Below are 21,138 nucleotides of genomic sequence, written 5' to 3'. Positions count from 1 at the left end.
GTTCAAGTTTACATTCTATAATTTCTCGTCATTTTTCTAAAAAAGAGACTCATAAGGCAAATTATGATGCCTCTATGCTAGTATATGAGCGAAAAAATATGAGAACTCACCTTTAACCAGACAATTATTAAATAGCTAAATTTTTACTGTAAACCTATGATGGACAAATCCTACAAAATGAACCGCTTCGGTGGCTACGTAGGTCAGATTGGGAGTTCCCAATCCCAGTCAATTGGGCAGAAAGCACTATTCGGCTTTCTGACGATGCTGACAATGATACTGCTGCTGGGCAATTCGGTGGCATGGGCACAAGGAAGAACCGTAACGGGGAAAGTAACAGACCCAACGGGCTTTGGTTTACCAGGCGTAAGTGTTCAGTTAAAAGGAACAACACGTGGTACCAACACGAATGGAGACGGTGTTTATACACTATCTGACGTACCAGATAATGGTACACTAATATTTAGTTTTATTGGTTATACTACGCAGGAAGTACCTGTAGGTACCCGTTCGACTGTGGATGTTAAACTGGCTGACGATGCAAAGTCTTTGCAGGAAGTAGTAGTAGTTGGTTATGGTACTCAGAAAATTAAAGATGCAACGGGATCTGTAGCGTCTTTAGGGGCCAAAGATTTTAACAAAGGGGTTATTTCTTCGCCAGAACAATTATTGCAGGGACGTGTATCTGGTGTACAGATTACACCCTCCAGCGGTGAGCCGGGAGCCGGTATTAATGTTTCAATTCGGGGAGCTGTTTCTTTGCGGGCAGGTAATAACCCATTGTTCGTTATTGATGGCGTCCCTTTAGATGGTGGTGACAGTGGTACAACGACAGATTTTGGTGGAGGTACATCACCACCACGTAACCCATTAAGCTTCCTGAACCCATCTGACATTGAGAACATCTCCGTCTTGAAAGATGCTTCGGCCTCAGCAATTTATGGTGCCCGGGGTGCAAATGGCGTGGTGCTGATTACCACCAAAAAAGGGAAAGTTGGTCAGAGCGATCTTACTTTCTCTGCTTCTGCCAGCGTAGCTTCTGCTTACAAGCGGTATAATCTGCTGACTACACAAGAGTTTTTGGCAGGTGTAACAGCTGCTGGTGGTGATCTGACTCAGGTTGATAAAAAAGCTAACACCGACTGGCAGGATCAGATCTTACGGACAGGCGTTACGCAGAACTATAACGTAGGCTTTGGTGGTGGAAACGAAAATACTCGTTACCGCTTCTCACTTGGTTATCAGGATCAACAAGGTATCGTCAAAAATTCTGGCCAAAAACGCATAACCGGACGGATTAATGCTAGTCATGATTTGTTTAATCACAAAGTAACACTAGCTCTGAATGCCACAACCTCGAACTTACAAGATCAGTACGTCTTGAATACTACGAATGCCGGTGCTCAGGGTAACCTGATTGGCGCGGCTATTCAGGCTAACCCAACCTACCCGGTTACAAATCCTGACGGCACGTTCTATCAGCCTGGTGGTGACTTTCGTAACCCAGCTGCTATACTTGCTTATGACCGTGACCGGGGTGAAACAAACCGGACGCTAGCTAATGCTAGTCTTACCTGGCAGATTCTTGATGGGCTACAGTTCAAGGCTAACTTTGGCATCGATAATTCGACTGCTGTGCGTCGTACTGAACTTGATTCTCGTCTGGGTGGTAACTTTAGCTTAGGAATTAGTAATAACCAAGTTAACGTTCAAGGTAACGGAGCTGCCATTATCAACAACAAATACCGTACCTCTAAACTGGTTGAATACACACTGAATTATAACACGAAGATAGCTGGCAATTCGTTAGAAGCTCTAGCTGGTTTTTCGTATCAGAACTTTAACAACCAGCAGAATACAACCTTGGCTAGCTATTTTGGCTATAACCTAGATCTGATTAGCTATACGGATAACCTAGGTGGAGCTAATGGATTAACGTATAAAGCCTTTGGTGCAACATCCGACCACTCGAAGAATGACCTCCAATCGTATTTTGGCCGTGTTAATTACAATATTCAGGATAAATACCTGATAACGGCTACTTTGCGGGCTGATGGGTCGTCGCGTTTTGGGGTTAATAACAAATATGGCTATTTCCCGTCGCTGGCAGGCGCTTGGCGTTTGTCGCAGGAGAGTTTCGTACCGAAGAGTATTTTCGACGATCTCAAACTGCGGGCTAACTATGGAGTAACAGGTAACCAGGACTTTGCCGGTGGAGTATCGAAAATCATTTTCACCCGAGGCACAGATGGTTCTACGACTCAAGACAACAACCCAAACCCTGATATTAAGTGGGAACAAAATACAACCTATGGCGCTGGTATTGACTTTACCATCTTGAAAGGTCGATTAAGTGGCTCGGTCGATTACTTCAATAAATCGACGACTAACCTGCTTTTTCAGGTATTCTACGCTCAGCCAGCTCCTGTTACTTACAAATGGGTAAATCTGCCAGGTGAAGTTATCAACAAAGGGGTAGAAGTCTCGCTTAATTTTCAGGCGGTTCAAACGCAAAAATTTGCTTGGGACATCGCAGCTAATGCTACTTTCCTAAAGCCTATTGTGAAGGGTATTGGAACATCCATTCCTACGGGGCCAATTGACGGACAAGGCCTTTCAGGTGCTTTCGCTCAAACTATTCGGGATGGCTATGCGCCATTCTCGTTCATCATACCAACCTACACCGGCTTAGATGCTGCTGGACTAGGTACTTATGCTGATGGTGGTGCTGATAGAATTCAGGGCGATCCGTTCCCTCGAATGCGTTTTGGTTTAACCAACAATTTTTCGTTTGGAAAATTTAACGCCAGCATATTCTTTAACAGCCAGTTTGGTGGTTATGTATATAACAATACCGCCAACGCGCTCTTCCTGAAAGGCTCGTTAAAAAACGGTCGTAACGTAACGAAGGACGTAGCCAGCAGCAGCGAAAGCCCGCTGAATTCTGGTTCGGTATCAACCCGTTTCCTGGAAAAGAGTGATTTCGTTCGCCTGTCCAATGCTTCGATTGGCTACACCTTCACACTGCCACAGGGCGGTTTTGCAAAAACGCTGAACCTGTCGCTATCTGGACAGAACCTATTGCTAATCACAAGCTATACAGGCCTTGACCCAGAAGTGAACACGATCAAAACGCTGAATAATATTCCGTCGTTAGCGATTGATTATACGCCATTCCCATCGCCACGGACAGTTACGCTGGGATTAAATGTTGGATTTTAAAAACTAATTATATGAACATTTTGTATCGCTTTATAGAGTAGTAAGCCTGTTTTATGGGAGGTACGAAGTGTTCGAGATTAGACGAAAACCATTTAACAATACGATTCATGGATTTTACTAAATATCAAACAATCTCGCTGTTGAGTGCCACGCTGTTGCTTGGTACGGCGGGTTGCTCTAAACTAGACGACACTGTTCTGGGGAAACTATCTTCGGAGACGGCTAGTACTACTTCAGTTCCGATTGACCCAGCTAGTTCGTTGCAGGGAGCTGTTTCAGCTCTTAATAGCATCGCTAATGGACAGGGTGGAGCTTATGCAATGGAAGAGCATCCAACCGACGAAATGCAAGGTCCTACTAGAGGAACGGACTGGGATGACTTCGGTACCTGGCGGAAACTGCACCAGCATACATGGACACCTGTGCACACCGAAATTAACAATGCCTGGGACAATCTGAACAGTGGAGCTTTCAAGGCTACACAGACCATCTCAGTGGCTGGTAGCGATGCCGCTATTAAAGCGCAAGCACAATTTTTGCGGGCATTCTTCATGTTCTATGTTGTTGATTTATATGGTCAGGTTCCCGTTCGTGAAGTAACAGACGCTGCTGATGCAAACCCGAAAGTGCTCAGTCGTTCGGCAGCTACCGATTATATTGTTGCCGATTTGACCGCGGCTATACCGAATCTGCCAAGTGTAACGGCTACTACTAACAATAAAGCAACTAAGGAGGCCGCTCAGTTTCTGTTAGCCAAAGTGTTGCTTAATAAAGCAGTTTATACACAACCAGCAGCAACACCAGCTGGGCCATTCACATTTGCAAAAGCTGATATGGATGCCGTCATTGCTGCTTGTAATACAGTTATTGCATCCGGCAAATTCTCGCTGCAACCAAAAGGAGATTACTTTAACATGTTCTCTCCTGATAACTCGGCGCTTGCTAAAGAGAATATTTATGTCATTGCTAACGATAATGCTTCTCAGCCAGGTAATGTGCGAAACCGTTATTATATGACGATGCACTATAACCAGCAGCCTAGTAGCTGGAATGGTTTCACAACATTAGCCGATTTTTATAATAGTTTCGATAAAGCTGATGAGCGAATAGGTAAAGCTCTCCCAGGTGTAACAGATAAAATTGGTGTACGAGTTGGATTCCAGATTGGTCAGCAGTATGATGAAAAAGGAGCGCCCTTAAAAGATCGTAGTGGAAATCCACTAATCTTTACGCCAGATGTTAATCTATCGTATGCTCTGGAAGCAAAGGGCATACGGGTTGTAAAATACGCTCCCCAACCCGGCTTCTTAGATAATCCAGCTAACGACTACGTTTTCTTCCGTTATGCTGATTTGCTATTGATGAAAGCTGAAGCAATTTTACGTGGTGGCACGGACCCCATGGGTGAGACGGCGGAGAAAATTGTAAACAATCTGCGTACAACGCGTGGTGTTACTGCTAAGACGCCAATCGATGCCAAGGCTATTTTAGCCGAGCGTGGCTTTGAACTTTATTGGGAAGGCTGGCGCCGGAATGACCAAATTCGCTTTGGTACATTTCTCGATCCAGTTGATAACCGGCCTATTAAATCAGCTGATACGAAAGTATTATTCCCAATTCCGCAACGGGCTGTTGATAGTAATCCAAATCTGAAGCAAAACCCTGGCTACTAATTTTGTTTTCTGTACCAGTTATAAACAGCAGCTCTAAATGGGCTGCTGTTTGTTTTCTACCTACTAGAGGGGGTCTTATAAGTCAAATAGGAATTAATACATAGTAGCCAAAAGGAGATATTTAAGTAGCTACTATTGCTGGAAATTTAGAGTATATACCACCTGCTGAATTAATTACACGTAACGAATGATAAAGAAATTTGGCCTGTTGGCTATCAGTCTGTGTGGACTGCTATCGTGCCATAAAAATACTGATACATTATTTGAGAACTTGCCTGCCACAGAAACCGGAGTTGACTTTATAAACCGGAGTCTGGATAAGAAGAACTTTAACATATTTAATTACCGGAATTTCTATAACGGTGGTGGTGTCGCTATTGGTGATGTCAATAATGATGGTCTTCCTGATCTCTTTCTAACATCCAATTTTGAGGAGAATAAACTTTATCTAAACAAAGGCGGGATGAAGTTTGAGGACGTAACTCAAAAAGCAGGGATTGTTGGTAAAAAATTCTGGTCAACAGGTGTCACGTTTGCTGATGTTAATGGTGACGGATTAATGGATATATACGTCTGTAACTCAGGAAGCCGCGACGAGCGTGGAAATCAATTATATATTAATCAGGGAGTCAAAAGTGGACTTCCTACGTTTGTCGAAAAGGCTAAAGATTATGGCCTATGGGATGGTGGCTTCTCGACTCACGCTGCCTTTTTTGATTACGACCGGGATGGTGATCTGGACATGTATCTGCTCAATAACAGCTTCACACCGATGGATCGCCTAGGGTACGAAAACATGCGTAACATTCGGGATAAATTAGGTGGACACAAATTGTTTCGAAACGAAGGACCAGATAAGTCATTTACGGATGTTAGTGCGCAGGCTGGGATTTATGGTAGTTTAATTGGGTTCGGATTGGGTATTACTATTGGTGATGTCAATAACGATAATTGGCTGGATATTTATATATCCAATGATTTCTACGAACGGGACTATCTGTACATCAATCAGAAGGATGGTACGTTTAAAGAAGATATTGAGAACGAAATGGGGCATATCAGTCTGGCATCAATGGGAGCTGATATTGCCGATGTGAACAATGATGGGAACCTTGATATTTTTGTAACAGATATGCTGCCGGACGATGACTACCGTCTGAAAACAACGACCGCTTTTGAAAGCTACGAGCTGGGACAATTAAAAGAATCGCGGGATTTTTTCTATCAGGATTCCCGAAATATGCTACACCTCAACAATGGCGATGGAACCTTCTCTGAAATCGGGAGAATGGCTGGTACGTCAGCCACCGACTGGAGTTGGGGGGCCTTACTCTTCGATATGGATATGGATGGTAAGAAAGACATTTTCGTGGCGAATGGCATTCTAAAAGACCTTACCGATCAGGATTACGTAGCGTTTCTGGCCGACAATCCAGACTTGCGATCGATGATAGAGGGCACCAAGAAATTTGATTATAAAGAATACGTCGATAAAATGGGTTCCAGCCCATTGCCAAACTATGCGTTCCGGAATATGGGCGATGGCATGAAATATGAAAATAAAGCGGCTGAATGGGGCTTGGGTGACCCCTCGTTTTCGAATGGTTCAGCATATGGTGATCTGGATAATGATGGCGATTTAGACCTGGTGGTCAATAATAATAACTCACCCGTATCGATCTTCAAAAACACATCCGTCGAGAAAAAACACAAGAATTTTCTTCGGGTAAAACTCAACGGCTACGGGCACAACCTGAATGCTATTGGTGCTAAAGTATATATTCATCAAAAAGGAATGGATGGGAAACCACAAATTCAGTATTTACAGCAGATGCCCAATCGAGGATTCGAGTCCTCCGTGGATTTGACAATGATATTCGGGCTAGATGAAAATCCCAGAACTGACTCGTTGGTCGTGATCTGGCCTGATGACAAGAAACAGGTTATATGGCACCCTAAAGCCAATACAACCCTAACATTGGATTACAAAAATGCTAATCAGATGGCGATATTCGTTGCGCCTACAATGGCCGTTAACCGTGTATTTGAAGATGTGACAGGAGCAACGAAACTGGATTATGTACACAAAGAAAATGAATTTGTCGATTACAACCGTGATGGGTTATTGAAGCAAATGCTATCTCGTGAGGGGCCTGCACTGGCTGTAGGCGACGTTAATGGTGACGGCTTGGAAGATGTATTTTTAGGCGGAGCAGCTAACATGCCGCGCTCATTATATGTTCAGAAATCTGATGGTACGTTCAGTTTGCAAAAGCAACCATTTTTACTGGATGCCAATTATACCGAAGACATAGGAGCTACGTTTTTTGATGCAGATGGTGATAAAGATCTTGATCTGTACATTGCCACCGGCGGCAATGAATTTGAAGACCTAACGTATCTGGCAGACCGGCTTTACCGCAATGATGGCAAGGGGAATTTTACCTGGGACAGAACCATGCCCCGTAGCTTGGAAAATAACTCATGCGTGATCGCTGCTGATTTTGATTTAGACGGTGACCAGGATCTGTTTGTTGGTGGACGAATGATTTCAGGACAATACGGCCAGAATCCCGATCAATTAATCCTGGTCAATGATGGCAGAGGCAATTTCCGTAAGGCGACCAAAGAACTCATGCCATTTTCGAAAGATATTGGCATGGTAACCGATGCTGTATGGGCGGATATAGACAACGACCGATATCCTGATTTGATACTGGTAGGTGACTGGATGCCTATTACGATTCTGAAAAATAAGCAGGGGAAAGGATTTGAACGTATTGATAACGAGACGCTTGCCAATACGGGTGGTTGGTGGAATGCCATTCGGGCTACTGATCTTGATAACGATGGTGATACCGACTTCGTGGTTGGGAACCTTGGTCTGAATAGTCGTATGGTAGCAACGGTGAAAGAGCCCGCTCATCTCTATAGCAATGATTTTGATCACAATGGGGGATATGATCAAATAATTACATGTTTTAGACCGGGTTCTGACGGGGAGCCCCGCGAATGTGTAATGGTACAGAAACCTGATTTACAAAAGCGTATTCCATCTATTAAAACCAAATATATTAAGCATACTGATTACGCTAAAGCCAGTTTTGAGGATATTTTCTCTCCGCAACAGCGGGAGGGCATGAGTGTCAAAACCGTACAAACAGCCGAAACATCCGTGCTAATCAATGATGGTAAAGGCAATTTTACGATGAAAGCATTACCGGTTCAGGCACAGACCTCACCTATCCATGCGATCCTGACAGACGATTACAATAAAGATGGGAAAATGGATATTCTATTGGCTGGTAACTTCTTTGACGTATTGACCGAAGTAGGTCGTTATGATGCCAACTATGGTTTACTGCTTACTGGAAACGGCAAGGGTGATTTTGTCGCAACGAAACCTTCGCAGACTGGTTTTTTTGTGCACGGTCAAGTGCGTAGGATGCTGCCCGTTCGTGGGGCGAATGGAAAGCAATTTATTGTGCTGGCTAAGAATAATGACAAGGCGCAGATTTTTAGGGTCACAAAAGGGGGTAAGCCATGAGGAAATTGCTTACTCTTTTTAGCATGAGTATAAGCTTACTGGCAGGCTGTTCGCAGAGTACATTACCATCGACGGAGAAATCATTATTTGAGTCACTGGATTCGACGCAAACGGGTGTGGGCTTTAATAATCAGCTACATAATACTGACAGCTTATCCATTTTAGATTACCTGTATTTTTACAATGGGGGGGGCGTGGCGGCTGGTGATCTCAACAACGATGGCCTGACAGATCTTTATTTTATCTCAAATCAAGGGCCGAACAAATTATACCTCAACAAAGGTAAGTTCACCTTCACCGACGTAACGGTGAAAGCAGGGGTGTTAGGTTTAGCAAACTGGCAGACTGGCGTGACGATGGCCGATGTAAATGGCGATAGTCAACTCGATATATACGTGTGTGCGGTCAGTAAATTCAGAGGACTTACAGGTACCAACGAATTATACATTAACAATGGTCCAGATGCCAATGGAGTACCAACCTTTACCGAACGGGCAGCCGAGTATGGGCTGGCCTTTGCTGGTTTCTCGACTCAGGCAGCCTTCTTCGACTACGATCATGATGGTGACCTTGATTGTTTCCTGCTCAATCATGCCGTTCATACCTCACGTAGTTTCGACCAAGTTTCAACCCGGAACAATCGCGATCGCGAATCGGGTGATTACTTGTTTCGAAATGATGGGGGCAAGTTTACGGATGTAAGTGAGAAGGCGGGCATCTTTGGGGCGGCTATGGGCTATGGGCTGGGGATATCTGTAGCCGATCTGAATAACGATGGTTGGGAGGACCTCTACGTTTCGAACGATTTTCACGAAGACGATTACTACTACGTTAACAATCACAAAGGTGGTTTCACCGAAAGTATTCGACAGGCGTTTGCGCATACCAGTCGATTTTCGATGGGAAACGATGTGGCCGATGTTAACAATGATGGTTATCCTGACGTAATGACGCTCGATATGTATCCGGCTGAGGAGGCTGTTGAAAAGTCCTCGCAGGGGGAAGATCCATTAGATATTTATCGATATAAACTTTCGTATGGCTATATGAATCAATATAGTCGCAATTGTTTGCAAATCAGCTTGTCAGGGAAGCGGTTTATAGATGTCGGTGTACTAGCGGGGGTTGCTGCAACCGACTGGAGCTGGTCTCCTCTATTAGCCGATTATGATAACGATGGCGTGAAGGATCTGTTCGTTGCGAATGGTATTGCCCGTCGGCCTAATAATCTTGACTACGTAAAGTACATTTCCAACGAGTCTTTGCAGAACGAACTGGGGGCATCATCAAAACTTGATGAGAAAGCCATCCAGCTTATGCCCGAAGGCAAAGTGCATAATTATTTATATCGTGGAACGCCTGGCCTTCAATTTGAGGATAAGTCGATGGATTGGGGGTTTTCAACGCCAACGCTTTCGTGCGGAGCTGCCTACGCTGACCTCGATAATGATGGTGATCTGGACCTTATTACGAATAACGTCAATGATCCCGCCGGGTTATATCGTAACGATGCCAATGTAATTTTTCCCGCCAACAGGCACCTGACAATAAAATTGGAAGGAAATGGGCTTAATACGTTTGGGGTGGGTGCCAAGGTGATTCTTAAATACAAAGACTCCTTGCAGATGCAGCAATTGATGCCGACGCGTGGCTTCGAATCATCTGTCGCGCCGGAGTTATTGTTCGGTCTTGGCGAGCGAAATGTAGTCGATTCGCTGATCGTTATTTGGCCAAATCAGCAAATGGAGATTCGCACCAACGTCAAAACCAATCAGTCGCTAGTAGTCAAACAGGCTGACGCTAAACTTGATGGCACGCATTTTTCATATACAGTTCCGGCAATGAAACCACTTTTCTTGGACGTTACAAGGGTTGATTCAATTCCTTACAGACACCTCGAAAATAGTGAGTACTTCGATTTTGTCCGGGAATCCTTGATGCCGTTCAAAATGTCGACCGAAGGTCCTCATTTAGCAACTGGAGATGTGAATGGTGATGGTTTAGAGGATATGTACGCCGGAGGAGCCAGGTGGCAGTCGGGGAGTTTATTGATACAACAACCAAATGGTACGTTCAAAGCCAGCTCTCAACCCGCCTTTGTAATTGATTCAACGTATGAAGACGTAGACGCAGCTTTCTTCGATGCTGACGGCGATAAGGATCTGGATTTATACGTAGTGTCGGGCGGAAACGAATTCTACGGAAAAATGACGGAGCAGTTTGACCGTCTTTATTTGAATGATGGGAAGGGCAATTTCAACCGTTCGATAAATGCGCTGCCACCCATGTTTGATAATAAAAGCTGCGTTCGCCCCTACGATATTGATCACGACGGTGACCTCGATCTATTCGTTGGTGGTCGTGTAGTGGCGTTTGGGTATGGGAAATCCCCAAACTCCTATTTGCTCATCAATAACGGCAAAGGTCAGTTTTCAGATCAGACGGAAAAGTTGTCTACCGGTCTGCGGAAAGCAGGCATGATTACCGATGCCGTTTGGGCCGATTATGACGGTGATAAAGACATTGATCTGATTTTGGCTGGCGACTGGATGCCGATCCGAATTTTTGCGAATAGCAATGGTAAATTTGAAGAAGTCACTTCCATTACATCCAATAATACGCCGTTAAGCGGTTTTTATCAACGTATCATCGCTGCCGATTTCGACAGCGACGGTGATATGGATCTGATGGCGGGTAATCTTGGGACAAATACCAAATTCCGTAAAACACCGGATTCGCAGTTGCGGATGTGGATAAAAGACGTAGATAATAATCAGAGTACGGAGCCAATTATAGCCTACAACCGTGGAAAAGAATGGTATCCAGTAGCCTTTAAAGACGAATTGGGTAAGCAAATTCCGAGTATTATTAATAAACGCTTCACGGACTACGTATCGTTTGCCGGCAAGACGATGAATGATGTGCTTACATCCGATGACCTAAAAGGAGCGGAGGAGTTTACGCTTAACCAGTTCGCATCCGTTTATCTGGAAAATCAGGGTGGCCGTGAACCGAAGTTTGTTGTGCATGAATTACCTATGTTGGCGCAGGTTTCAAAACTGTTTGCCCTGCAAGCAATGGATATTGACCACGACGGTGACCTTGACGTAGTGGGAGGAGGTAATTTATACGGAGTTGGTACGTATCAGGGGCGTTATGATGCCAGCTATGGCTTGGTGCTACGTAACAATGGCCGACGTGGAGTTAATAAAACAGGGCATAACCAAGCCCAATTCACTGCCTTGTCACCAGTCGATTGCGGTTTCCTGCTTGATGGCGAAATACGTGACATTCGGCCAGTGAAAACGGCGCAGGGAACCTTGATCGTAGTCGCTCGAAACGGAGCTGGTTTGCAGGTGTTTAAACCATTAGGCATGAAGTAGGCTTGCTTTACGTTTAAGGTTTAAGTTGGTACTGCAATTCCACTAATTTTGCAAATACTGATAACCGTAAGTCGGTATGTTACTCTTTAATCTGGTTCTTATCCTATGAAATCTTCGCTTCGCTTAAGCTATTTTCTAGCTCTTCTGCTGGTTATGGCTACTGGTTGCAAGAAACCTGCTTCACCTGCCGAATACAATGCTAAAGCCGCCAATGTCGAGAAATACAACGCAGCTTTGAATAAACTGACGCAGGTTATTATTCACGACATTTTTTCGCCCCCCGTTGCCAGCCGGATTTATTCGTATGCCAATCTGGCTGGGTATGAGGCTCTGGTACCTTTCGCCCCAAATTATGAGTCGCTGGGTGGTAAACTGAAGCGATTTCAGGCTAGTCCAAAGCCAGAAGCTGGAAAGGAATATTGTTTTCCGCTGGCTAGTGTTCGGGCTTTTCTGACGGTTGCCCGTGCGTTAACATTTTCGGTCGATTTCTATGATGAATTTGAAAAGCCGTTTTATGAGCAATACAAAAAAGACGGTGTTCCTGATGACGTATATGAGCGATCGATGGCGTATGGTGAAGCGGTTGCCAAGCACGTACTGGATTATGGTGCCAAGGATAGTTACAAACAAACACGAGGCTTTAAACACACGGTTACGAATGAGGAAGGTACCTGGGTACCAACACCACCAGCCTACATGGATGCTGCCGAGCCTCAGTGGAACAAGCTACGTTGCTGGGTCATGGATACGTGTAATCAATTTATGCCACCGCGGCCATTTCCCTACAGTCTGGTAAAAGGAAGCCCTTACGAAAAAGAACTTGATGAAGTCTATCAGGCCGGTAAAAATCTTGACAAGACGAAACAGGATATCGCCTATTTCTGGGATGATAACGCTTTTGTGATGAACGTAGCGGGACACGTTATGTACGCAAGCAAAAAAATGACGCCAGGGGGACATTGGCTGGCCATTGCCCAGACTGTTGCCCGGCAGAAAAAGCTGGACATGATGCATACCGTCGAAGCATATGCGCTTACCTCATTCGCACTGAGTGATGGCTTTATCTCGTGCTGGGACGAAAAATATAGAAGCAAAACCATCCGGCCTGAAACTGTTATCAATAAATCAATTGATCCCAAATGGACGCCATTTCTACAAACCCCCCCGTTCCCCGAGTACCCAAGTGGGCACAGTGTGATATCGACGGCAGCCGCTACCGTACTTACCGAACTGATGGGTGATAACATCGCTTTTACCGACTCAACCGAGTTTCAGTATGGGCATGGTGTCCGGTCGTTTTCGTCGTTTAGAAATGCGGCTGACGAGGCCTCCATTAGTCGTCTTTACGGCGGTATTCACTACCGGTCAGCTCTGGTCAATGGTCAGATTGAGGGAGAGAAAGTTGGCAAATTAGTGATTGAAAAAATCCACTCTCGAAAATCCGGCTTAGCAAGCCGATAGTTGTTAAAAGCTAGTTAAAAAATCCCCGCTTATGAAAAGTGGGGATTTTTTTTGGTAACTGGCAAGTCGTAAACCTATTTCTAACTTTTATACTATGATACTACCTATACGTCTGATACTACCCGCTATGATGCTGATGGTCAGCCTGAAGATATTGGCTCAAACCGCAAAAACCGATACTACGCACAAACAGCCCGACAAGGTTGCTCAGTCCTACTACTTAATAAGCCGATCTTCTGAAGACTCGTCCCGGTCAATTTTTAATTTCAAGGCGGCTCCTATCTATGTCCGCACGACACCTTTCTCAATTTATACGGGAGCGGGAAATCCGCGAGACCGTATTGCGCAGAGCATTGAAATTGGTAAATCATTCAATGTGATTGATTTGGGCGTTGCGTTTGGCCGCAATTCACTACGTCCCGATTCTACGCTTTTTCTGGAAGGCCGGGTCACCATGGACGTAGCGAATTACGGCATTTTTGCGAATGAAATGACCATAGGAGCGGGTCGGGTTTTCGATAAACAAGGTAGCCTGATGCTTGAACTGACCTACAGTATCATTGCGCAGGTTGCCCCTCGTCTGGGAATTGGTCTCACGACGGGTTACTACGACTTTAGCAACGAAGTAACAGATAGCTCCAAGACTTTTTATGGAATCTACCTGCGTTTTGGCATCATGCGAACGGACTCCGGCGGCTTACTGGGAGGAGGTTCCCGTGGTCGTGGACGACCAGTCCGGATTGGTCGGCCTCACCGGCATGGGCGTTAAACTTCTCTATTTAATTGATCCTGTAGCATCTTTAAGTTGCTAATTATAGATTCTAAGCGTTCATTTTCTTTGTGAAGCGATCGTTTGCCCAACACAAAATAAGCATACATCATCCAGGCAACGTAGGGAACTAGCGCAAGAATTCGGCCTGTTAGCGAGAAATAGCCCAAAATTTCAATGAAATAAAGGCCAAATGCGCCATTTAAGAGGATGTAGTAAACCGGCAGATTTATTCGAATTAGTTGCTTCCGAAACGCATAATACCGCTCCCATTGATCAAGGTGTTGCGCTACGGATGCTCCTACGTCAATCCGGCGCAAGCGGACATAAACGCCCAGACTAATGCCTCCCTGAATGGCAGGGATCAATGCCAGGAGCACAACTGCTACGTAGGTAAGAGTTGACTGGAAATGAATACTAGTGAAAAAGCCTATCCAGATAATGAAAGCAGATGTAAGCAGTAACGTACTAGCCGATAATAACTGCAATCGTTCCAGCTTTCGCTGCGTATTGGCATTGCTTTTTTTTAGCTCATCCACGTCAGGCATGCTTGCTGGGACTGCCTGTTGCTGCCATACGTGTTTGAGTTGCTCAAAGTCGTCCATGATGGTGGTAGATATCAGTTAGTTGTTGCTTGATGCGGTGAATTTTTACCCGTAAGTTGCCCTCCGAAATACCTACAATCTGCGCAATCTCTGAATAAGTCGTATCGTCTAACACGAGCATGATAATAAGCCGGTCAGTTTCGGCAAGTTTACTGATACAGAGATGTAATAAGCTGATTTGTTGATCTAATTCACTGGTTTCATCAGCGATCCGTTCGGCATGAGATGTCTGCAGAGAATCGGTTGGTCGTTTTTTCACTGTTCGTAAATGATTCAGGCACGTATTGACCGCTATCCGATATAACCACGTGCTTACCAATGACTCACCCTTAAAAGTTGATACGTTCTGCCAAACCTTCACAAAAGTCTCCTGAGCCAGATCCTGTGCCTGCGGATAGTCGCCGGTATAGCCCAGGCAGAGTTTCAGGACTTTCGGATAATAGGTTTGATAAAGCGAGTCAAAGTCTGGGAGCGATGTCATGCGTTCCTGTCAATCAATTAGATCCGTTCAGGAATTGATCTATCTGCTGATAAAACCACGTTGGATTGTCGTACATGATAAAGTGCTTGGTATGAGCCACTGCTATCGTCTTGTTTTGTAACTGTTTGTACTGTTCATTCAAAATACGTTCGGTTGTTACTTCACTAGTAAAGTATAAACTGCCCAGCACCAGCGTTGGCGACTTAATGGCGGCAATGTCGCTACGTAGATCCGTTGTACTCATTTCTACGAGTGTATAACCGAGTGTTCTACGGTCGCTCAAGGCCGACCAGTGTGCTATCTGACGTGCCCGCGATGAGTCACTTACCTGCGTGAGCATAGATTTGGTCATGTTAGCTTCGTAATTGACGGTTGGTAGGTTTACGAAATTCTGAGCTACTACGTCAGGATTGTAAACCGGGCTTTTTCGCAGTGAATCGGCTTTGATCGCTGGATTAGTCATGGCCGAAATAAACGGTACGCCATCTACGCAAATAAGTTTGCTGATCAGGGCTGGTTCTGTACTGGCAACCCAGAGGCTCATAAACGCACCAAGGCTATGGCCCATCAGGATAGGCTTTCCCAGATGTTTTTCCTTAATGTACCGGATAATTTCGTCGCGAACCGTCTGTAGTATTGGGGTCCTGATAGGCTCTACACCTGCAAAACCTGGTAGTGTCAACACATGGCATTGATAATGATCACTTAAATGGGCAACGGTTTCATGCCAGACATTGCCACTGCACGAATAACCTGGAATTAGAATAATCGACTGGCCCTTACCCGTAATGGTTACACTAAACGATGTCGGCTGCGCAATCAGAAAATGGGCGCTAACAAAGAGTGGTATGAACAATAGGGACCTTTTCATAACAGCAGATAATGGTTTAATGAGTGAACTAGTATGACTGCGTCGTCGCGATCGAGTAGCGAGTTTCAATCATTGGAAACCATACGCGGCAGATTGTTACATCGGTAGATATAAATTTTATAAAACAGTCTAATCCTTCTTTGCAACTACCTAATCATTGAATGGATATGCTTTACTATAGAGGCACTTGTAAGCAACGAGTCTTAGGAATTGGGTTACTAAGAATAATGGTATTATTTTTAGTCTTTATTTAACCTATGGAATATTTATGAATAGAAAGTACGTGTTGTTTGCTTGTCTGCTACTTTCTGGCTGGCATGCGGTTCCTGTTTCCGCTCAAACCGACAAGGCTGCCTGGCAGATTGTTGCCCAGACTATTAACCCCGCAAATTATTATGGCATCACTGTTGCCAATGGCATGATCGGTCTGGTTTCTTCGTCTGAGCCAATGAAGGTAAAAGACGTGGTACTAAATGGGGCATTTGATACGTATGGTCGTGGCCGCGTCTCAAATATTCTGAAAGTGTTCAACTTTGCTAACATGAATCTTGAGGTAGATGGACAGCGTATTGGCCCCAAAAATATTGCCAACTACCGCCAAGTACTTGATATGCAAAAAGCAGCGCTGACCACTACGTTCGATTATACTGATAAAGTCAGTGTTCGGCAGACAATAATGGCACTGCGTCATCTGCCCTTTTCCGAACTGACAATGGTTGAGATCACGGCTAAAAAAGACTGCGAAATCAGTCCAATGAGTGTTATCGAAACACCCGAAAATCTGAAAGAAGTTAAGAATTTCTATTCGGAGATAGATCGCGCGCACGTGACGATTCGTTTGTTGACCTCTGTTGCGAAAAGTCCAACTGGACGGCATACGGTAGCGGCTTCCACGAGTTTTATTTTTGAGGAACCACATGGTCAGGAGCCCGATGTGATTCATGAGGATTGGGATTACAACATGCACTTGGCTAAGTTTAAGAAACGGCTGAAAGCTGGCGAAACCTACCGCTTTAGTGTGGTCGGCTCAGTATCGTCGACGGCTCATACTGCTGATCCACAGAACGAAGCCGAGCGACTAACACTTTTTGCTGCGCTCGAACGTATCGAACGTCTCTTGGTGCGACATAATGCTGAATGGAGTAAGCTTTGGCAGAGCGACATTATTATCGACGGTGACGTCGATGCACAACAGGCTGTTCGTTCAGCCTTATACCATCTTTATTCATTTGTTCGCGAAGGTACGGGCTACAGTTTGTCGCCGATGGGTTTGTCAGGCCTTGGCTATAATGGTCACGTTTTCTGGGATACTGAATTGTGGATGTATCCGCCCATTTTAGCCCTTAAGCCTGAAATTGCTAAATCCATGCTCGAATACCGATTCGAACGGATGCAAATGGCTCGGCAAAATGCATTTAGTCATGGCTATAAGGGCGTAATGTTTCCTTGGGAGTCAGATGCCGATGGGCAGGAAGCGACACCTGTCTGGGCTTTGACGGGTCCATTCCAGCAACATATTTCTGGCTGTGTTGGGTGGTCGTTCTGGAAGTACTATCAGGTTACGAAAGACAAGGAATGGTTGCGCACACGCGGTTACCCAATGCTGAAAGAAGTGGCGGATTTCTGGACGAGCCGTGTAGAGCGGGAAGGTGCCGGAAAGTATCACATCAACAATGTCATTGGTGCCAATGAATGGCAGGAAAATATTGACGATAATGCGTTCACAAACGGGATGGCTAAAACGGTTTTGTCGTATGCCACACAGGCCGCTCAGGAGTTAGGCATAACGGCTAACCCTGATTGGAAACTTGTGGCAGACAATATTCCAATATTGAAATTCCCAGATGGCGTGACGAAAGAAAATCGTACGTATGATGGCGTGATGATCAAGCAAGCCGACGTTAATCTGCTGGCCTATCCGCTCCATATTGTAGCGGACGAAGCAGCTGTAAAGAAAGATTTAAGCTATTACGAACCCCGCTATTCGCCAGAAGGCCCAGCGATGGGCTGGTCAGTATTATCGACGTTGCATGCGCGGCTAGGAGAGCCGGAGAAAGCGTATGACTGGTTTGTGAAGAGTTATAAGCCAAATGAAGTACCGCCTTTTAGGGTATTGGCTGAAACAGCAGGTGGAACGAATCCTTACTTTGCTACAGGGGCGGGCGGCATGTTACAAGCCGTTTTGAATGGTTTTGGTGGTATAGAGTTTACCGACAGCGGCATTATACAACTTAAAACGAAACTGCCAAAGAAGTGGAAGTCGTTAACAATTAAAGGAGTTGGAACTGAGGTAAAAACGCTTCAGGTTCAGTAAAAAAAGCAGTTTACAATAGGTTGCTCCAAACTAGTTCGTTAGTTGAGAAGCTATTGTAAACTGCTTTTAAATTTTACCATTGTGCAATTGGCAAATGAGCCGATTGGAGTTCCAGTTCAACATCTTTTGAGCTAATTGCCATCTTGTTTAATGAAATATAAATGGCCTTGACTGCATTTTCAATGCGCTCCCAGCCTTCTTCACTTCTTAAGTCAATACTAATCATGGTGCGATCATTCTGAGCCATGATGGTCAGATAGGTCATTGCACCAAGTATCACTGCTGAAATAGCTTCGGTATCGGCTCCTTTTACGAAAGAAAGCTGGCGGACTAAACGCGTCATTTCTTCATCCTGCGCCCGGGCTGTTGTTTCGGCAATAGAGTCATTTTCAATAACGCTTGCTTTAAGCACTTCGCGGGCGGTCTTGAACGTACGGAAATACCGATAGGTCTGAATAACCTGCCGATACCATATGCGGGCTACATCAGATTCGTGTAACGGGCGAATCTGATCTAACAGTGCAGGGGTGAAGACAGGAAATAGCTTACCCATTTTTACATAATATTCCAGCAGGCCTTCCATACCACCAAAATACCGGTAAATCAATACTTTACTTACATCCGCTTTTTCGGCCACGCGATTGACACCAACACCCTCCAAGCCACGTTCTGCAATTACTTCTTCTAATGCTTCGACAATCCGTTGCGTGGTTTTTGCGCGGTTTCGCCTGACTTTTTCATCTTTCTCCATAATAGCGATGTGCTTTATTATTTGTAATTTAAATACGCGTTGTTCCTTTGACTATGATTATCGCTGAAAGTCACTTTAGTGAACACTTTTTAATTAATATATCGCACTTTGATTACTAATAAATTAATAGGTAACTACACTGTCAGTTCATCTAAGCGAATCAGGTACTTGTCAAACGTACTAATAACGCTATATGGACTTGATTTGTGTGGCTAAAGTTACTTATAATGAGGTATTTATCCAAATATGTTTGTGAAACTTACTGTTTGGATAGTATATGTAAGTAAATAGTTAGAAAATAAGAAAAACTAGCATCTTTATTAGTCACTTATTTCCAGCTATTTTTAGACAGGTAGTATATAAATCTATTTTAAGCATGCGAAGAAATAGGCAGGTTTTATAAGACGATTAGCCTTTATACATTCCTTTTCTATCAATGCTACCAAACTACGAGCTAAAATTTACAATTCGACTAATTTCTTATTGAACATATTAAATTTGGTGTTAAGGTGCATTTTTAATCTATTCGCTTCCTTCTCGATACAAGAACTATTATAAAAGCTTTTAAGCAGGTTTTTTGTTAGAGATAAAATGGAACTATCGCCATTATCAAATTTATTTTCTGGCTATGAATGACTATGGCAAGTACATTTCTGTTATTCTTCCTTCAATGCTTAAGTTTGTGCTTGGCCCGTTAGCAGGTATAGCTCTAAAGTTAACTTGGTGGGAAACAGCGCTTTGTACTTTCATCGGTATGATGGCCAGTGTTGTCATATTCACTTTCTTAGGCAAAGTAATAATGGATAGCTGGCAAAAATTCAGAAAATCGACACCTAGACGTTTTACCAAAAGTAGTCGCCGAGCGGTGCAGGTATATCGCAAATTTGGTATGGCTGGTATTGCCTGTCTAACCCCGCTCCTCTTTACACCGATTGGGGGAACACTGATTGCTACATCGTTCAAGATTGCTCCTGTTAAAATCATTACGTGGATGGTCATCTTCTCCCTGATATGGGGAGTTGTTTTAACGCTTGCCCTCTACAATATCCCCGGCCTTAAAGAACTTATTTAAAGAACATTGGTCGATAACTGAAGTTAATCGCCAAAACAGTTACTCTGTTTAGAATCAGCTTAGATACTACATGCTGCTGTCTTATTTTTATTTATTAAACTTAGTTTCCAGGAAGCTATTGCTTATGATTCAAACTATTAGTCATCATATTATAGACGGGGCCTTATGACCCCGGTTCTACTATTTCTAATACTAGGGATAGAGCCTTATTAAATCTGTTGAACGGAACAGAGCCCCTATTTTTTTGGAGTTTTCTAACGCGGAATCAATCTATCCGGTAACATATACGCAATCAGAGGTAAAGTCGAACTAGTTTTATAATACAAATAAAACTGTGGACTACGTTGCCATTGATGTGTGTATTTGGGTAAGGTAATCTGACTTTGATTCGGATAGAGCGCCCTCAACTAACAAGGGTTTCTGAGTGAACTACCGTGAAACAACAGTCGGTGAGTCCAGTCAAAGCGTTTTCTGCTCCACTGAATCTTGTCCTACATGATCTAATGTGAGCCAAGCTCGTGTAAATTTAATCACTAGAGAAGGCCGGAAACAACGAGTACAAACCATAGTTGATGTGTAGGTTGCCTCGTTATATGCAAAGAAACAGGAGGATGCTACGTTCGCGTGGTAAACGATTGCCGGACCAGCCGTCCTGCCGCGTAAGCTGATGCCTATGCAGTTAATCTCTGGAATCAAAATACCGTTTGATGTGGATTCGATCGGTGATATGGATTTAAAACTTCGGTTGCTTGGTCATAGGGGTACTACCCGACGTTCGTTGACGGTAAAATTTGAAAATCCTTGGCTGGCAAGGCCCTGCGCAAGAAGAAAAGGCCTGCACAAAAAGAATCAACAGGAAGCACGCATCTTCTACGATAGGGATCAGAAGAAGTTTATTTTAGGCTACTGGATTAAGTCAATTGTAAGTGGTGTATTGGTCAGCGTGGGCGTTAAAGCCAATAAAAAATACCATTCAAATTAGTTGAAAC

13 protein-coding genes are annotated in these 21,138 nt (G+C 44.2%); 9 read left to right on the top strand and 4 right to left on the bottom strand.

Features of this window, described 5'->3' with window-relative positions; genetic code table 11:
- Positions 1-156 precede the first annotated feature (156 nt).
- The 6 genes from ACYVEA_RS22680 (at position 157) to ACYVEA_RS22655 (ending at position 14,055) form a co-directional block, all read left to right on the top strand.
- The gene (locus tag ACYVEA_RS22680; RefSeq protein WP_461115723.1) at positions 157-3,222 is read left to right on the top strand and encodes a SusC/RagA family TonB-linked outer membrane protein; all 3,066 of its coding nucleotides are present in this window, start codon (positions 157-159) and stop codon (positions 3,220-3,222) included.
- A 107-nt stretch (positions 3,223-3,329) separates the two neighbouring features.
- Positions 3,330-4,895: a RagB/SusD family nutrient uptake outer membrane protein gene (locus ACYVEA_RS22675; protein ID WP_461115722.1), complete on the top strand. Its 1,566-nt coding sequence runs from the start codon at positions 3,330-3,332 to the stop codon at positions 4,893-4,895.
- A 187-nt stretch (positions 4,896-5,082) separates the two neighbouring features.
- Positions 5,083-8,442 (top strand): VCBS repeat-containing protein, encoded by a 3,360-nt coding sequence (locus ACYVEA_RS22670; RefSeq protein ID WP_461115721.1) that lies wholly within the window; start codon positions 5,083-5,085, stop codon positions 8,440-8,442.
- 23 nt (positions 8,443-8,465) lie between these two features.
- Positions 8,466-11,825 (top strand): VCBS repeat-containing protein, encoded by a 3,360-nt coding sequence (locus ACYVEA_RS22665; RefSeq protein ID WP_461115720.1) that lies wholly within the window; start codon positions 8,466-8,468, stop codon positions 11,823-11,825.
- Positions 11,826-11,930: 105 nt separating this feature from the next.
- Entirely contained in the window at positions 11,931-13,286 is a 1,356-nt protein-coding gene (locus ACYVEA_RS22660; protein ID WP_461115719.1) for a vanadium-dependent haloperoxidase, read from the top strand.
- Positions 13,287-13,380: 94 nt separating this feature from the next.
- Positions 13,381-14,055, top strand: a complete 675-nt coding sequence (locus tag ACYVEA_RS22655) for a hypothetical protein (RefSeq protein ID WP_461115718.1) — start codon at positions 13,381-13,383, stop codon at positions 14,053-14,055.
- Here the strand turns inward: ACYVEA_RS22655 and ACYVEA_RS22650 are convergent.
- Genes ACYVEA_RS22650 through ACYVEA_RS22640 form a run of 3 tightly spaced genes read right to left on the bottom strand, consistent with a single transcriptional unit; the run spans position 14,052 to position 16,012 of the window.
- A complete protein-coding gene (locus ACYVEA_RS22650) occupies positions 14,052-14,660 on the bottom strand; it encodes a hypothetical protein (protein WP_461115717.1) in 609 nt (202 codons plus the stop codon). The two genes, ACYVEA_RS22655 and ACYVEA_RS22650, sit on opposite strands and share 4 nt — an antisense overlap.
- Entirely contained in the window at positions 14,647-15,141 is a 495-nt protein-coding gene (locus ACYVEA_RS22645; protein WP_461115716.1) for an RNA polymerase sigma factor, read from the bottom strand. The genes ACYVEA_RS22650 and ACYVEA_RS22645 overlap by 14 nt, the downstream gene beginning before the upstream one ends.
- Positions 15,142-15,154: 13 nt before the next feature.
- Complete coding sequence (locus tag ACYVEA_RS22640; RefSeq protein WP_461115715.1) at positions 15,155-16,012, bottom strand: alpha/beta fold hydrolase; 858 nt, start codon at positions 16,010-16,012, stop codon at positions 15,155-15,157.
- Between the two features lie 268 nt (positions 16,013-16,280).
- Between ACYVEA_RS22640 and ACYVEA_RS22635 the strand changes: the two genes are divergently transcribed.
- Entirely contained in the window at positions 16,281-18,326 is a 2,046-nt protein-coding gene (locus ACYVEA_RS22635) for a glycosyl hydrolase family 95 catalytic domain-containing protein (protein ID WP_461115714.1), read from the top strand.
- A gap of 73 nt (positions 18,327-18,399) precedes the next feature.
- Here ACYVEA_RS22635 and ACYVEA_RS22630 read toward each other — a convergent pair whose 3' ends face one another.
- On the bottom strand, positions 18,400-19,077 hold the full coding sequence (locus ACYVEA_RS22630) for a TetR/AcrR family transcriptional regulator (RefSeq protein ID WP_093825556.1): 678 nt from the start codon (positions 19,075-19,077) through the stop codon (positions 18,400-18,402).
- Between the two features lie 628 nt (positions 19,078-19,705).
- On the opposite strand from ACYVEA_RS22630, the gene ACYVEA_RS22625 reads away from it, so the two are divergent.
- Complete coding sequence (locus ACYVEA_RS22625; RefSeq protein ID WP_461115713.1) at positions 19,706-20,149, top strand: hypothetical protein; 444 nt, start codon at positions 19,706-19,708, stop codon at positions 20,147-20,149.
- Positions 20,150-20,822: 673 nt separating this feature from the next.
- On the top strand, positions 20,823-21,131 hold the full coding sequence (locus ACYVEA_RS22620; protein ID WP_461115712.1) for a hypothetical protein: 309 nt from the start codon (positions 20,823-20,825) through the stop codon (positions 21,129-21,131).
- Positions 21,132-21,138: the final 7 nt, after the last annotated feature.

Source organism: Spirosoma jeollabukense, assembly GCF_054777855.1.
Note: the sequence above shows the minus strand (reverse complement) of the source record. Positions and strands in the feature narration are given on the sequence as shown.

What these genes read in the sequence shown, in the direction of transcription:
- ACYVEA_RS22640 (WP_461115715.1), bottom strand. Translation starts at nt 16,012, where the DNA reads ATGAAAAGGTCCCTATTGTTCATACCACTCTTTGTTAGCGCCCATTTT.
- ACYVEA_RS22660 (WP_461115719.1), top strand. Translation starts at nt 11,931, where the DNA reads ATGAAATCTTCGCTTCGCTTAAGCTATTTTCTAGCTCTTCTGCTGGTT.
- ACYVEA_RS22620 (WP_461115712.1), top strand. Translation starts at nt 20,823, where the DNA reads ATGCAGTTAATCTCTGGAATCAAAATACCGTTTGATGTGGATTCGATC.
- ACYVEA_RS22665 (WP_461115720.1), top strand. Translation starts at nt 8,466, where the DNA reads ATGAGTATAAGCTTACTGGCAGGCTGTTCGCAGAGTACATTACCATCG.
- ACYVEA_RS22655 (WP_461115718.1), top strand. Translation starts at nt 13,381, where the DNA reads ATGATACTACCTATACGTCTGATACTACCCGCTATGATGCTGATGGTC.
- ACYVEA_RS22675 (WP_461115722.1), top strand. Translation starts at nt 3,330, where the DNA reads ATGGATTTTACTAAATATCAAACAATCTCGCTGTTGAGTGCCACGCTG.
- ACYVEA_RS22635 (WP_461115714.1), top strand. Translation starts at nt 16,281, where the DNA reads ATGAATAGAAAGTACGTGTTGTTTGCTTGTCTGCTACTTTCTGGCTGG.
- ACYVEA_RS22670 (WP_461115721.1), top strand. Translation starts at nt 5,083, where the DNA reads ATGATAAAGAAATTTGGCCTGTTGGCTATCAGTCTGTGTGGACTGCTA.
- ACYVEA_RS22625 (WP_461115713.1), top strand. Translation starts at nt 19,706, where the DNA reads ATGAATGACTATGGCAAGTACATTTCTGTTATTCTTCCTTCAATGCTT.
- ACYVEA_RS22680 (WP_461115723.1), top strand. Translation starts at nt 157, where the DNA reads ATGATGGACAAATCCTACAAAATGAACCGCTTCGGTGGCTACGTAGGT.
- ACYVEA_RS22650 (WP_461115717.1), bottom strand. Translation starts at nt 14,660, where the DNA reads ATGGACGACTTTGAGCAACTCAAACACGTATGGCAGCAACAGGCAGTC.
- ACYVEA_RS22645 (WP_461115716.1), bottom strand. Translation starts at nt 15,141, where the DNA reads ATGACATCGCTCCCAGACTTTGACTCGCTTTATCAAACCTATTATCCG.
- ACYVEA_RS22630 (WP_093825556.1), bottom strand. Translation starts at nt 19,077, where the DNA reads ATGGAGAAAGATGAAAAAGTCAGGCGAAACCGCGCAAAAACCACGCAA.